General features: G+C 56.4%; 11 protein-coding genes. All 11 read right to left on the reverse strand.

Features of this window, described 5'->3' with window-relative positions; translation table 11 throughout:
• Nucleotides 1–2,835, reverse strand: a complete 2,835-nt coding sequence (gene uvrA, locus ACZ481_RS20295; protein WP_464767150.1) for an excinuclease ABC subunit UvrA — start codon at nucleotides 2,833–2,835, stop codon at nucleotides 1–3.
• A gap of 219 nt (nucleotides 2,836–3,054) precedes the next feature.
• Nucleotides 3,055–5,130, reverse strand: a complete 2,076-nt coding sequence (gene uvrB / locus ACZ481_RS20300; RefSeq protein WP_464767151.1) for an excinuclease ABC subunit UvrB — start codon at nucleotides 5,128–5,130, stop codon at nucleotides 3,055–3,057.
• Between the two features lie 27 nt (nucleotides 5,131–5,157).
• Nucleotides 5,158–6,399 (reverse strand): PDZ domain-containing protein, encoded by a 1,242-nt coding sequence (locus tag ACZ481_RS20305; RefSeq protein ID WP_464767152.1) that lies wholly within the window; start codon nucleotides 6,397–6,399, stop codon nucleotides 5,158–5,160.
• An 81-nt stretch (nucleotides 6,400–6,480) separates the two neighbouring features.
• On the reverse strand, nucleotides 6,481–7,617 hold the full coding sequence (locus ACZ481_RS20310) for a S41 family peptidase (RefSeq protein WP_464767153.1): 1,137 nt from the start codon (nucleotides 7,615–7,617) through the stop codon (nucleotides 6,481–6,483).
• 101 nt (nucleotides 7,618–7,718) lie between these two features.
• Nucleotides 7,719–8,849, reverse strand: a complete 1,131-nt coding sequence (locus ACZ481_RS20315; RefSeq protein ID WP_464767154.1) for a murein hydrolase activator EnvC family protein — start codon at nucleotides 8,847–8,849, stop codon at nucleotides 7,719–7,721.
• A gap of 17 nt (nucleotides 8,850–8,866) precedes the next feature.
• Complete coding sequence (gene ftsX, locus ACZ481_RS20320) at nucleotides 8,867–9,754, reverse strand: permease-like cell division protein FtsX (protein ID WP_464767155.1); 888 nt, start codon at nucleotides 9,752–9,754, stop codon at nucleotides 8,867–8,869.
• Nucleotides 9,744–10,430 (reverse strand): cell division ATP-binding protein FtsE, encoded by a 687-nt coding sequence (gene ftsE / locus ACZ481_RS20325; RefSeq protein WP_464767156.1) that lies wholly within the window; start codon nucleotides 10,428–10,430, stop codon nucleotides 9,744–9,746. The genes ftsX and ftsE overlap by 11 nt, the downstream gene beginning before the upstream one ends.
• Nucleotides 10,431–10,559: 129 nt before the next feature.
• Complete coding sequence (locus tag ACZ481_RS20330) at nucleotides 10,560–11,300, reverse strand: site-2 protease family protein (protein ID WP_464767157.1); 741 nt, start codon at nucleotides 11,298–11,300, stop codon at nucleotides 10,560–10,562.
• 84 nt (nucleotides 11,301–11,384) lie between these two features.
• A complete protein-coding gene (locus tag ACZ481_RS20335; RefSeq protein WP_464767158.1) occupies nucleotides 11,385–12,326 on the reverse strand; it encodes a transketolase family protein in 942 nt (313 codons plus the stop codon).
• Between the two features lie 184 nt (nucleotides 12,327–12,510).
• Nucleotides 12,511–13,353 (reverse strand): transketolase, encoded by an 843-nt coding sequence (locus ACZ481_RS20340; protein ID WP_464767159.1) that lies wholly within the window; start codon nucleotides 13,351–13,353, stop codon nucleotides 12,511–12,513.
• Nucleotides 13,354–13,768: 415 nt separating this feature from the next.
• Nucleotides 13,769–14,614 carry a YitT family protein gene (locus ACZ481_RS20345; RefSeq protein WP_464767160.1) on the reverse strand — a complete coding sequence of 282 codons (846 nt, stop codon included), beginning with the start codon at nucleotides 14,612–14,614 and terminating at the stop codon, nucleotides 13,769–13,771.
• Between the last annotated feature and the right edge of the window lie 8 nt (nucleotides 14,615–14,622).

A 14,622-nucleotide genomic window follows, 5' to 3' on the forward strand; every position in this document is an offset into this window, starting at 1 on the left:
TTACTGCCGCGGTCCCCGGGCCAAAACCGGGGCCAGATACTGACCGGTATAGGACCGGGGCACAGCCACCACCTGCTCCGGTGTGCCCTGGGCGACAATCGTCCCGCCCCGGTTGCCCCCTTCCGGGCCAAGGTCAATAATATAGTCGGCGGTCTTGATTACATCCAGGTTGTGCTCAATCACAACCACCGTGTCCCCGCCGTCGACCAGCCGCTGCAATACCTCCAGCAGCTTGTGGATATCGGCGGTATGCAGGCCGGTCGTCGGTTCATCCAGGATATACAGGGTCTTGCCGGTACTGCGGCGGGCCAGCTCGGTCGCCAGCTTGATCCGCTGGGCTTCGCCGCCTGACAGCTGGGTAGCCGGCTGTCCCAGCTTGATATAGCCCAGGCCGACATCCTGCAGCACCTGAAGCTTGCGGTGGATCTTGGGGATGTTCTGGAAAAACTCAACCGCTTCATCCACAATCATATCCAGCACATTGGCAATACTTTTGCCTTTATAGCGGACCTCCAGGGTCTCACGGTTATATCTGGCCCCCTTGCAAACCTCGCAGGGCACATATACATCAGGTAAAAAATGCATCTCAATCTTGATAATGCCGTCCCCTTTGCAGGCCTCGCAGCGGCCGCCCTTGACATTGAAGCTGAACCGGCCCGGTTTATAGCCGCGCATCTTGGCCTCCGGCGTCTGGCTGAATACCTCCCGGATGTTATCAAACAGGCTGGTATAGGTGGCCGGGTTGGAACGAGGCGTGCGGCCAATGGGCGACTGGTCGATATCAATAATCTTGTCAATATACTCCAGACCGCTCAGGCCCTCATGCGCCCCCGGCCGGGCATGGCTGCCGCGATACAGCTGGCTGGCCAGGCCTTTATAGAGAATCTCATTCACCAGGGTGCTTTTGCCGGAGCCGGACACACCGGTAACAGCGGTAAATACACCAAGCGGAAAACGGGCGTTCAGTTTTTTCAGGTTATTCTCGCGGGCGCCGATGATCTCCACCCATTTGCCATTGGGCTTTCGCCGCACAGCCGGCACCGGAATAGCCTTGCGGCCGCTCAGATATTGGCCGGTGACCGATGCGGCGCAGGCTTTTATCTCTGCCACCGTGCCCTGGGCGACAACGGTGCCGCCGCCGGCCCCGGCCACCGGTCCGATATCAATAATGTGATCGGCGGCATACATGGTATCCTCGTCATGCTCGACCACCAGCAGCGTATTGCCCAGGTCCCGCATGTGCTTCAGGGTCGCCAGCAGCCGGTTGTTGTCGCGCTGATGCAGGCCAATGCTGGGCTCATCCAGGATATAGAGCACGCCCACCAGGCCTGAGCCAATCTGGGTGGCCAGCCGGATGCGCTGGGCTTCGCCGCCGGAAAGCGTACCGGCCGCCCGGTCCAGGGTCAGATAATCCAGACCGACATTAAGTAAAAAACCCAGCCGGGCATTGATTTCCTTCAGGATCTGGTTGGCAATAGCCGCCTCCCGGGCTGTCAGTTCCAGGCGGCCGAAAAATTCCTTCGATTCCGCTACGGTCAGCCGGGTTACTTCATTGATGTTCCTGCCGCCGATCCGGACTGCCAGCGCTTCCGGCTTCAGTCGCGCTCCCTTGCAGGCCGGGCAGGGCTTGGAGCTCATATACTCTTCAATCTCCTCCCGGGCCCAGTCGGAGGTCGATTCGCGGTGGCGGCGGGACAACAGGGGGATCACCCCTTCAAAGGTCGCATGATAGGTCTTGTTTTCACCATACATATTCTCATAGCGGAATGTAAACCTGTGCTCGCCGGCCCCGTTGAGGATAACCTCCTTGACAGGCCCGGGCGTCTGCTCCCAGCTGTCATACAGCGTCTGCCCGAAGTGCTCGAGCACCGCCTCCAGCTGGCACATAAAGTAGGAGTTAGAGCTCTTGCTGAGCGGGGCAATGACCCCGTCGATAAAGGCTTTGCCCGGATCGGGGATAATGAGCGCCGGATCAATCTCCAGGTTATTGCCGAGACCGGTGCAGGTTGGGCAGGCCCCAAAGGGGCTGTTAAAAGAAAACATCCGCGGCGCAATCTCCGGCAGGCTGATGCCGCAGTCCACACAGGCAAAATTCTGGCTGAACATCAGCTCATTGGTGCCGCCGACATCGACCGTCAGGATGCCGCCGCCCAGTTTCAGCGCCGTTTCAATGGAATCGGCCAGGCGGGCGGCTACGCCGTCCCGGACGGCAATCCGGTCAACAACCACCTCGATGGTATGTTTTTTATTTTTTTCCAGCTTAATTTCCTCCGCCACATCGCGGATCTCCCCGTCCACCCGCACCCGGACATACCCATTCTTGCGGATGTCTTCCAGAATCTTCTGGTGCTCGCCCTTTTTGCCGCGAATCACCGGCGCCATAATGCTCAGCCGGGCCCCTTCCCCCAGCGCCAGCAGCTGGTCAACCATCTGCTCCACCGTCTGCTGGCTGATAGGCTTGCCGCATTTGGGGCAATAGGGGCGGCCGGCGCGGGCGAACAACAGCCGCAGGTAATCATAGATCTCGGTTACCGTGCCTACCGTTGACCGCGGGTTGCGGCTGGTCGTCTTCTGATCAATCGAGATCGCCGGCGACAAGCCTTCGATATAATCCACATCCGGCTTGTCCATCTGGCCCAGAAACTGCCGGGCATAGGCCGACAGCGATTCCACGTAGCGGCGCTGCCCTTCGGCATAGATGGTGTCAAAGGCCAGGGAGGATTTGCCGGAGCCGCTCAGACCGGTGATTACAACCAGCCGGTCCCGCGGGATGGTAATATCAATATTTTTTAAATTGTGCTGTCTGGCACCTTTAACAACAATACTGTCTGTCATGCTCTGGTTCTCCTCTTTATGCTACTATCTATTAACTGATAGTGATTATTCGACCTTATTATTATACCAGCATTTGTGGCGTAATGGTAGCGTTTACTGTCAACAAAAATACCGCCTGGCTCTTACCGGGGTGACCGGACACGGCGCCACGACAACAGACACCCGGCAGGAAAGCCGGGTGTGGGGGCGGTGCCTTTGCGGTCTGACGCTCCAGCCAGTTTATTTTTTCTGGCGCCTTGACGCTTTGGCGCCGGCAGTTTTGGCTTTCGCCGGTCCGGCCCCGGCTTTTTGCCGGAGTTCCACAACCATATCCCGGAGTTCGGCCGCCCGCTCAAACTCAAGCAGCTTCGAGGCCTGGCGCATTTCTTTTTCCAGATTGGCCGCCAGCTCCAGCATATCTTCCCGGCCCATATTGCCAATACGGTCGGTTTTGTAGGCGCCGGGCGACTCGGCCACTTTGGTTGTTTCGATCAGTTCTTTCACCCGCTTTTCAATTGTCCGCGGGGTAATGCCGTGTTTAACATTGTAGGCCTGCTGAATCTCCCGGCGGCGGTCGGTTTCCTCCATCGCCCGGCGCATCGAGTCGGTAATACGATCGGCATACATAATGACCTTGCCGTGGGCGTTGCGGGCGGCCCGGCCAATGGTCTGCACCAGCGAGGTCTCGGACCGCAGAAAGCCTTCTTTATCGGCATCCAGGATGGCCACCAGCGACACCTCCGGCATATCCAGCCCTTCCCGCAGCAGATTAATACCAATCAGTACGTCATGGACGCCGGCCCGCAGGTCACGGATGATCTCCACCCGTTCAATTGTGGCAATATCGGAATGAAGGTAGTTGACCTTGATGCCCATGCCTTTCAGGTATTCGGTCAGGTTCTCCGCCATGCGCTTGGTCAGGGTTGTTACCAGTACCCGTTCATTGACAGCGGCACGCTGCTTAATCTCAGTCAGCAGATCATCCATCTGCCCTTTTATGGGCCGGATTTCAATCTCCGGATCCACCAGGCCTGTCGGCCTGATAACCTGCTGGGCCACCAGGCTGGCTTCTTTCAGTTCATAAGCGGCCGGGGTGGCCGAAACATAAACAATCTGATTGATCCGGGCCACAAACTCGTCAAAGGTCAGCGGCCTGTTATCAAACGCCGAGGGCAGGCGGAAGCCATTTTCGACCAACGCCTCTTTGCGCGAACGGTCACCGGCATACATCGCCCGGATCTGCGGCAGCGTCACATGGGATTCATCAATTACAATCAGAAAGTCGTCGGGAAAATAATCGACAAGCGTGTACGGGGCTTCGCCGGGCCGGCGGTTCGTAAGATGGCGGGAATAATTCTCGATGCCGGAACAGTAACCCATTTCCAGCATCATTTCCAGGTCATAGCGGGTACGCTGGTCAATGCGCTGCGCCTCCAGCAGCTTGCCGTTAGCCCGCAGCCAGGCCAGCCGTTCCTCAAGCTCGCTTTCAATATCCTGCACGGCCCGCAGCATGTTTTCCCGCGAGGTTACATAGTGGGAGGCCGGATACACGGCAATATGCTTGCGCTCGGCTATAATCTCGCCGGTCACGGTGTCAATCTCCAGAATCCGCTCGACCTCATCGCCAAACAGCTCAATCCGCAACGCCTTCTCACCATAGGCAGCCGGGAAAATCTCAACAATATCCCCCCGCACGCGGAAAGTGCCCCGGGTAAAATTGTAATCATTGCGCTCATACTGGATAGCCACAAGCTTGCGCAGGATTTCATCGCGGTCTTTGATCTGGCCCTGCCGCAGCGACAGCACCAGCCCCCGGTATTCATCAGGCGAGCCTAAGCCGTAAATGCAGGACACGCTGGCGACAATGATGACATCACGCCGCTCAAACAGCGAACTGGTGGCCGAGTGGCGCAGCTTGTCGATCTCATCATTAATGGAAGCATCTTTTTCTATATAGGTATCGGTCTGGGCAATATAGGCCTCAGGCTGATAATAGTCGTAATAACTGACGAAATACTCGACCGCGTTATGGGGAAAAAACTCCTTGAACTCGCTGGCGAGCTGGGCGGCCAGTGTTTTATTATGAGCAATCACCAGGGTTGGTTTTTGCACCTGTTCAATAACCTTGGCAATGGTAAAGGTTTTGCCGGTGCCGGTAGCCCCCAGCAGAACCTGGGCCCGGTCCCCGCCCCGGACAGCGTCGGCAAGCTGGACGATCGCGACCGGCTGATCACCGGTAGGCGTAAACGGGGCTTCCACGGTAAAGGGAACTCCCCCTTCGGTATGGACTGTATTAAGTTTGGGGACAGTTGCCATGAGCCTCACCTCACTGACTTGTTAATTTTAGCGGCGTTTCAACTTGCCCAGCACCCAGTCGAGCAGCCCGTAGCGCTCAGTCGTCATTTCCGCATAAAACTGCTCGTCCCCGTCCGGCACGGGAATAATCCCCAGCCGGCGCTGGCCCCGGGCAAACCGGACCTCTTTCACCAGGGTCCGGCCGTCCCGCTCCAGACTGAGACGGAATTGGTCAGGCGCATGGCTGATGGCAGCGGCCAGCTCAAAGCGGTTATTAACAGGCATGCCGGCCAGGTGGGTGATAATATCACCGGGTTTAATAATCCTGGCAGCCGGCGTATCGGCAACCGTATCCAGGGCCATAAGGCCATAAGGCGGCGGCACAAACCGGGGCGGGGCCTGCATTTCCCGGCGGTTATCCAGCTGGATCAGCAGTTCATGGCCAAGCGGCGAGAGCAGGGCGGCAAACACCGTCAGCCAGGAGTATTTGGCCGACAGCAACGCCAGGGCTAATAACAGCAGGCTGTATACCGCCAGATTCAGGGCCGACTGCAACCGCCGCCGCCGGGGCAGGCTGGCGATGGCCATGTCGGTGTAGCCGAGGGCCGCCACGACCGGGGCCATGACATAGACCCAGCCTGAGCCGGCCGGCGGTTCCTCCGCCAGCGGCAGCAGGGGCCACCATTCCGGCATATGAATCATACCGCCGCCGGCATTGCCTGTCGGCACAGCCACCGCGGCCAGGATCACCAGCGGCAGCGGCCAGAAATTCTGCAGGCTGAATGCCCCCACCAGCCGGCCGTCGGCTTTTTTGATAATCATCGGCATGGAACTATAGCCGCCGCTGATGGCAATCAGCAGGCTCTCCGTGATATGCAGCACGGCCACCAGCGCCAGGACCTGCGGCACATCCACCTCCGGCCAGCCGAACAGTACATTGGCCAGAGCCACCAGGCCGCCGGCATAGGCAAAACATAAAAACCGCATATTGATGAACATCAGCAGTAAAGCGACCGGCCAGATATAGGCCAGCCCCAGCTGATTGAGGGTAACGCCGACCAGGGTTAATAACATGCTGCCGGTAATGCCGCCGATAAGGCCAAAAAAACCGGCCAGCAGGATCTGCTGGGACAGGCTGTAGTTGTATACGCCAAACATTTGCAGCTGCCGTTTCTGGGTCTGCCAGTACTGATAGCCCACCAGCGCCAGGATCAGCAGGAAGTTAAAATTGAAGAGTATCCCTAAGGCCCCACGGATAATGAGTAACGCAATATCTGACCACGGAAACAAGTTGTCTCACCTCAAGCAAGCTTTTAGTCCGGAGAAGGAAGATAAAGGTTGGTCTATAGTCACTATAAACCAACCTGCTGCCTACATTTTACTTTTTAAAACCTCAACCGCTTTATCAAGCTGGATGTCCTTATCCTGGGACTCCGTTAATTCCACATAAATATCAGGCTCAATGCCGACGCCGTTAATCGCCCGGTCTTTGGGGGTGAGGTACTTGGCAATCGTCAGTTTAATGGCTGAGCCTTCATCGAGACGGATGACCGTCTGGACAGACCCTTTGCCATAGGTCTTGGTGCCGACCAGGGTGCCCACACCCGTATCCTGGGCCGCTCCGGCCACAATCTCCGAGGCGCTGGCACTGCCGCCGTTAACCAGGATGGCTACCGGATACTTGGCTGCCGCCAGGTTGGACGAATGGGTCTCCCGGTGTCCGTCGCGGGTAACAACAGAAACGACCGGGCCTTTGGGCACAAGCTGGCTGGCGACTTTAACACTTTCATCCAGCAGTCCGCCCGGGTTATCCCGCAGGTCGAGCACCAGCGATTGGAGGCCTTGCTTTTCCAGCTCCTGCAGCTTGTGGATAAAATCATTGCCGGTGTTTTCATTAAACATCGCAATCCGGATATACCCAATATTGTTCTCGAGCATTTTACCGGCAACCGTTTTAATCTGGATGTTCGAGCGGGTCAGGGTATAATCCTGCAGTTCCTGGCCGCGCATAATCGTTAACACTACCGTGGTGCCTTCAGGCCCGCGGATTTTGCTGACAGCCTCGTCCAGAGCCAGGTCTTTGGTATCGTGACCATCAATTTTGACAATATGGTCCCCGCTTTTGATGCCGGCCTGTTCGCCCGGGGTACCTTCAATCGGGGCCACAACGGTCAGCAGCTTATCCTTGGTACCGATAACAATGCCTACACCGCCAAAAGAACCTTCGGTCTCGATCATAAATTCTTTGAACATTTTTTCATCCATATAAATAGAATGCGGGTCATTCAGGGAGTTAACCATGCCTTTAATTGACCCGGCCAGCAGGGTCTCCAGCGGCACATCCTCAACATACCGGGCTTTGACAACCTGCAGGGCCCGCAATACCCTGACCGTGCTGGCCACATCGGCGGACCAGGCATTCATCAGATACAGGAATCCGGCCGAGGTTGTCAAAAATGTCACTAAAACCAATAGCACTGCACCAAAAATTATTTTACGGCGGCTCAATCAATACACCTCGCTGAAGTCGCGGGTTCGATACCGGACTTATCCCTTTTCATTTTATATTTTTAACTATATGTCAAATTGCCGATAAATATTCTTGCTGCCTACGGCAGATAGCCCAGCGGGCTGACCGGCGTACCATCTTCCCGGACTTCAAAATGCAGGTGCGGCCCGGTTGAATAGCCGGTCGAGCCGCAGCGGGAGATCAACTGCCCTTTCTGCACCCGGTAGCCTGCTTCGACCAGCAGTTCCGAGTTGTGGGCATAGAGCGTCGAGATGCCGCCGCCATGGTCGATAACAACAGCCTTGCCGTAGCCGCCCATCCAGCCGCTGAAGATGACGGTACCGCTGTCAGCCGCCAGAATGGGGTCCCCGTAATCGGCGCCGATATCAATCCCGCTGTGATAGCGCTGGGTGCCGAAAATCGGATGCACGCGCCAGCCGAAGGGGGAAGTGATCGGACCGGCGGCCGGCCAGATCAGCGCGCCGCTGCCCCCTGCCGCCCCGGCCTGGCTGCCGGACTGGATACTACGGATCATTTGCTCGATCTGGCGCGAGGTTTCCATTAATTCCTGATAGGCCTGCTCGGCCGTATCCCGCTCATACACTGCCGAATCCAGCACTTTTTCCCGTTCTTCCCGGCGGGCTTCGATAACCAGTTTTTTGGCCGCCGCCTGCTCTTTAAGCTCGGCAATGGCGGCCTTGTCCCGCTCCAGCTCGGCCCGTTTCTGCACAACAAGCTCCCGTTCGGCCTTAACCTGGGCCACAAGGGCCAGGTCCTGATTAACGACCCGTTTGAGCAGATCGGCCCGGGTGGTGAAATCAGCAAAATCAGTAGCCCCTAACAGCACATCCAGGTAATTGACCTGACCGTTTTTATAAATGTCACGCATCCGTTTATTGAGAATCTGGCTGCGTTCAGCCAGGTTTTTTTCGACCACAGCCAGCAATTCGGTATTGACCTCAATTTGCTGCTCAGTCGCTGCCAGCCTGGATAAAATAGCGTTATATTCATCAGCGGCGGTATCAAGGTCGCCCTGAATGGCCCGCAGCTGGTCGGACACGCTGTCAACCTGCCGCTGGGCCTGGGCCGCCCGGTTCTGCTGGACCGCCATCTCCCGCTGAATCGTTTGCAGCTGCCGTTGTTTTTGATCCATTTCATCAGCCAGGGCCGTGCCGATTACGCCGGCCACCAGCACGACGACAAGGCCTAAAGACAATATCCGTTTGCTCACAAGGGTTCTCCCTCCTGTTACACCTTCATAAAGCGGCGCAGTGAAATCGTACTGCCCAGGGCGCCAATGGCCGCCCCCACGACTAACAACACAATACTGATATGGGTTAAAAACGGGCTCTTCGGAATCAGCGGCAAAAAGGCCAGTGATTCATAGACCTTTTCGGTCAGGACACTGTAGGTCTGGCTCAGGATCAGCACCGCGCACAGGGCGCCGCCAAACCCTAAGATCATGCCTTCAATCATAAACGGCCAGCGGATAAACCAGTCGGTCGCCCCCACATATTTCATGATGCCAATTTCTTTGCGGCGGGCAAATACGGTAATCCGGATGGTATTGGCAATGATAAACAAGGCCGCCAAAGCCAGAAAGCCAATCAGCAGCAGGCCGACGATCCTGATCATCTTCGTCAGGCTGAATAACTGTTCAATTACTTCCTGACCATATTTGGCGGTTTCGACCCCGCTGAGCTGGCTGATCGCCGCCGCTACCGGCTTGACATATTCAGGCCTGTCCACCTTTACCTCAAAAGAATTCGGCAGCGGGTTGGTATCCCCCAGGGCGGTAAGCAGCCCCTGCTGTTCACCCAGCCGGTCCTTGAACTTGACCAGGGCCTGCTCTTTGTCGACAAACATAACCTCGGTTACCCCGTTCAGCTTGGTTATCCTGGTGCCAATCTCCCGCATATCCCTGTCAGATAAGGAATCCTCCAGATATACGGTGATCTGCACCTGCGTTTCCAGGGTTGAGGCCATATGGTTAAGGTTAAGCACCATAATTAAAAACATGCCTAAAATCAGCAGCGACAGAGCCACCGTGCTAATGGAGGCGATGCTCATCAGGCCGTTGTGGCGGAGGGAGGAAACAGCCTCACGCACAAAATACTCAAAGGTCCTAATCTTCATAGCCATATACCCCTTTTACCTGATCACGGACAATACGGCCTTTTTCAATCGCAATAACCCGCTTCTTCAGCGCATCAACGACCGTCTTGTCGTGAGTGGCCATCACAATGGTGGTGCCGGCTTTGTTAATTGTGTCGAATACCTTCGTAATCTCCCAGGAGGTCTCAGGATCCAGATTGCCTGTGGGCTCATCGGCAATCACCACCACCGGATTATTGATAATCGCGCGGGCAATGGCGACCCGCTGCTGTTCCCCGCCGGACAGTTCTGACGGATATGTACGCAATTTATGCCTGAGACCTACCAGTTCCAGCACATTGTGGACGCGCTTCTGCATCTCCCGCCGCGATGCTTCAATTACCTGCATGGCAAAAGCCACATTATCATAAACGGTTTTATTCGGCAGCAGCCGGTAATCCTGAAAGACAATACCCAGGCTCCGCCGCAGGTAAGGCACTTCGGCAGCTGTCATCTCCACAACATTACGCCCGTTAACGGCAAGGCGCCCGCTGGTCGGCAGCTCTTCGCGGAAAATAAGTTTAATGAAGGTCGATTTGCCGGCACCGCTCGGTCCGACTACAAACACAAAATCCCCTTTGCCAATCTCCACCGAAACATCGGCTAACGCCACCGAGCCGTTATGATATACTTTCGACACTTCACTCATGGTAATCAATCCCAAATTACCTCCAACCTGAATTGCAAGACTAAAAACAATGTGTTGTATTCGACATGTTTTGGGAAAAACCTCCTCCATTTTTAATAATATCATTCCCGGCCTGTCATTTTTTTCCAGAATATTACATTATTTCAATAATTCCATGGTGTATAAGGTGGTTATTCCCAGTACGCTCAACAAGCCGAAATACCACCAGGCCACCTTGAGCCGCTGGGCGGCCGTCAGCTGGTAATAGGTGCTGTCCTGATGCTCTTCCCCCCGCCACAGCTCAAACAGGGAAAATAGGAAAATAATTAAGATGAATATATTATGGGTATACAGAAAAACGCCGCCGATAACAAGACTGCCAATCCACCACAGGCGGGGGGAGATGGCGGCGGCGATGCGTTCTCCGTCAAGCGGCGCGCAGGGAATCAGATTAAACAGGTTGAGCAGGCAGGCGGTATAGGCCAAAACCAGTATCAGCATACTGTCACTCCAGAAGTACAGCGCCAGACACAGCAAAGCACTGAGGGTTCCGGCCGCCGGCCCGCCAATCGCGATATTGGCCGTCATTTTCGCATTGACCGGCGGCCGGTTTAAACTAATGACAGCACCGATAAAGGGGATAAAGGTCGGGCCGGTGGCCCGCAGGCCGACAATGCGGGAAGCGACAACATGCCCCAGCTCATGAATCAGCAGGAGCAAAATAAAACCCAGAGCAAACCGGCCGCCGAAGGCGAGGGCATAAAAAGCCAGCGACACCAGCATGGAGGCGGCTGTCGACAGGGCGCCGCCCATCTGTATCAACGCCAGCAAACCGACAAACCCGATTCCGGCCCGGCGCAGTACCCGGCGAGCCAGGTTGATTACTGTCCAGTTGTTCACACAACCCCCTCCTCAAAAAAAATTGAGCCCGCCCATACATAATACATATGCATGGGCGGGCTTCTTTCATGCGTTAAGTCCGTCTTAGGCGTTTTTACGGCTGACGGCCTTCTGAACGGCGGCAACAATCGCCTCGGCCGTCAGATTATATTTTTTCAGCAGGTCACCGGGTGTACCGGATTCACCAAACGTATCCATAACCCCGACTCTTTCCATTGGCACCGGGCAGTTTTCCACAACGATTTCCGCTACGGCACTGCCGAGACCGCCGATGATGTTGTGTTCCTCACAGGTAACAATCGCCCCGGTGTCACGGGCCGCCGCAATAACGGCCTCCTTGTCCAGCGGTTTGATGGAAGCCATGTTCAGCACCCGGGCACTGATTCCCCGGGAAATAAGCTGCTCGGCCGCTGCGCGGGCCGGTGCCGACATAATGCCGCAGCCAATGATCGTCACATCAACCCCGTCGGTCAGCAAAGCGGCTTTGCCCAGCTGGAACTGATAGGCCTCGCCGAACAAATCAGGCACCGCGGCCCGGCCCAGACGGATATATACAGGCCCCTGATACGCAGCGGCAAAATCAATGGCTTGCTTCGTCTCTGTGGCATCGGCCGGAACAATCACCGTCATATTCGGTACCGCCCGCATAATGGCGATATCCTCAACCGACTGGTGCGAGGCACCGTCCTCGCCCACCGTCAGGCCCGCATGGGTGGCGGCAATCTTAACATTAAGCTTCGGGTAGCAAATGGAGTTGCGGATTTGTTCAAACGCCCGCCCAGTGGCAAACATGGCGAAGGTTGACACAAAAGGCAGCTTCCCGGCCGCCGCCAGGCCGGCGGCAGTCCCCATTAGATTCTGCTCGGCAATGCCGACATTAAAAAACCGGTCGGGAAAAGCCTTGGCAAATACATTGGTCTTCGTGGATTTGGATAAATCGGCGTCCAGCACCACCACATTTTTATTGCGCTCGCCCAGGTCCTTAAGGGCCAGACCGTAGGCATCCCTTGTCGCTTGGTTAGCCATGGTTGACTTTGCACCTCTTTCATGGGATGCCGGTTCTGAACGCCCATCTGCTTTGTTGCTCCTGCGATCCGTTGCTCAGCGTACTACGTGTACGCCTCCGCTACGGTTCTCGTCGCGCCTCGCATCTGGACATTCATAACCGGCATCGTGTATATTCATAGTTTTTAAAGAACGTAGTGTAGGATTAGTCCTCCAGTCCTTCTAGCTCTGCTAGGAACAGTTCGCATTCTTCCCGGCTGGGGGCTTTGCCGTGCCAGTCGGCGACATTCTCCATTTTACAGACGCCTTTGCCTTTGACGGTCTTGGCCACAATCATGGTCGGCTTGTCCTTGACCGTCTTGGCGGTCTGGATGGCCTCATAGATAGCATGAAAGTCATGGCCGTCAATGACCAGCACATGCCAGCCAAAGGCCTGCCATTTCTCCGGTATCGGCAGCGGCGACATCACCTCGGCCACCGCGCCGTCAATCTGGAGACCGTTAAAATCGACAAAGGCCGTAAGGTTGTCCAGCTTGTAATGCGCCGCAAACATGGCGGCCTCCCAGATCTGGCCTTCCTCCAGCTCCCCGTCGCCCAGCAGGGCATACACCCGGTAGTCGCGGGCATCAATCTTGGCGGCCAGGGCCATGCCGTTGGCGGCGCTCAGCCCTTGTCCCAAAGAACCGGTCGACATATCGACCCCGGGAATCGCCTTCATCTCCGGATGCCCCTGGAGCCGGCTGTTCACCTTCCGCAGGGTCTGCAGCTCCTCCACCGGCAAATACCCTTTCTCCGCCAGCGTGGCATACAGCACCGGCGCGGCATGCCCCTTCGACAGCACAAACCGGTCACGGTCCGCATCCTTCGCCTTAGCCGGCGACACATTCATCTCCGCAAAATACAGCACCGCAAGCATATCGGCGGCAGACAGGGAACCGCCCGGATGGCCCGACTTGGCTTCCGTCACCATGCTCACAATATTGCGCCTGATGGACTTGGCCCGCCCGGCCAGCTCCCGGAACTGCTCCGGTGTCAACTTCTTAACCATACTTTCTAAACCCCCCATTAGTCTTTATCTAAAATTACGTATATTGCAATTCCAGCAGGCAGCCAACACACCCAGCCCCCATCCCGTAACCCCGTCTACCCCGTCACCCCAATGTCTGCACCGCAGACGAGGCGTCCCCCTGCAACCCCAATGTCCGCACCGCGGACGAGGCATCCCCCCGCACCCCTGCCAACCCCAATGTCTGCCGCCGATCCCAATGTCTGCATAGCAGACGAGGCCGCCACCCCCGTCACCCCATCTCCATTGCATCCGGCAACGAAAATGCCGAGGGCCTGAAACGGGCGAGAAATGCCCAGATGCGAGGCGCACCGGAAGAGCGTGCCGCGCCGCGTACTGGCGTACGCAAGCAAACGCTCTGAGGAGCAACGAAGCAGGTGGGCGTTTATCGCCCGTTTCAGCGAGGGGGGGAGAAGCCTTCGCCGAGGACTTCGTGAGCATCCGCCACAATCACAAACGCCTGACGGTCAATACGGTAGACCAGCTCTTTCATATGGGAGACCTCCCGGGTACTGACCACACAGAAGACGACATCCCGCTCCGACTTGGTATAGGCGCCGCGTCCGGCCAGCATGGTAACGCCCCGGCCCAGCTCGGCCATAATGGCGTTAGCCACCTCGCCGGGGCAGGAGGACATGATAAAAAAAGCTTTCGAGGCACTGGGCCCTTCCTGGACCAGGTCAATAATCTTGGTAGTGACAAAAAGAGAAATAAGTGCGTATAATGACAATTCGGCGCTGCCAAACACAACGCCGGCCAGGGCAATAACAAAAAAATCAACACCCAGCAGCGCCTGGCCGATGCTGATGCCTGTCAGTTTATTGATAATGGCGGCGGCCAGATCGGTGCCGGCGGTTGTCCCCTTAAATTTAAAAACAATGCCCATGCCCACGCCGGCCACTACCCCGCCATAGACGGAATTAAGCAGCAGATCACGCGTTAACACAGGTACAAGCGGGGCCGTAAGATCAATGCTTACCGCCAGGATACCGGCACCCAGCAGGGTGTTCACACCAAAACGGGCGCCCAAAATCTTAAGGCTTAGTAAAAACATGGGGATATCAAGCGCCAGCATGGTCATCCCCACCGGCAGCCCGAAGGTATGATGCAGGACGGTGGCCAGGCCGCTGGTGCCGCCGGCGGCAACCTTATTGGGAATCAAGAAGATATTAAGCGCCAGCGCGGTGATAACCGTGCCCAGCATAATCCCTGCATAGTCCCTGAGCCACTTCCATTTCACCATTGCTCCCC

Source organism: Sporomusa intestinalis, assembly GCF_055383785.1.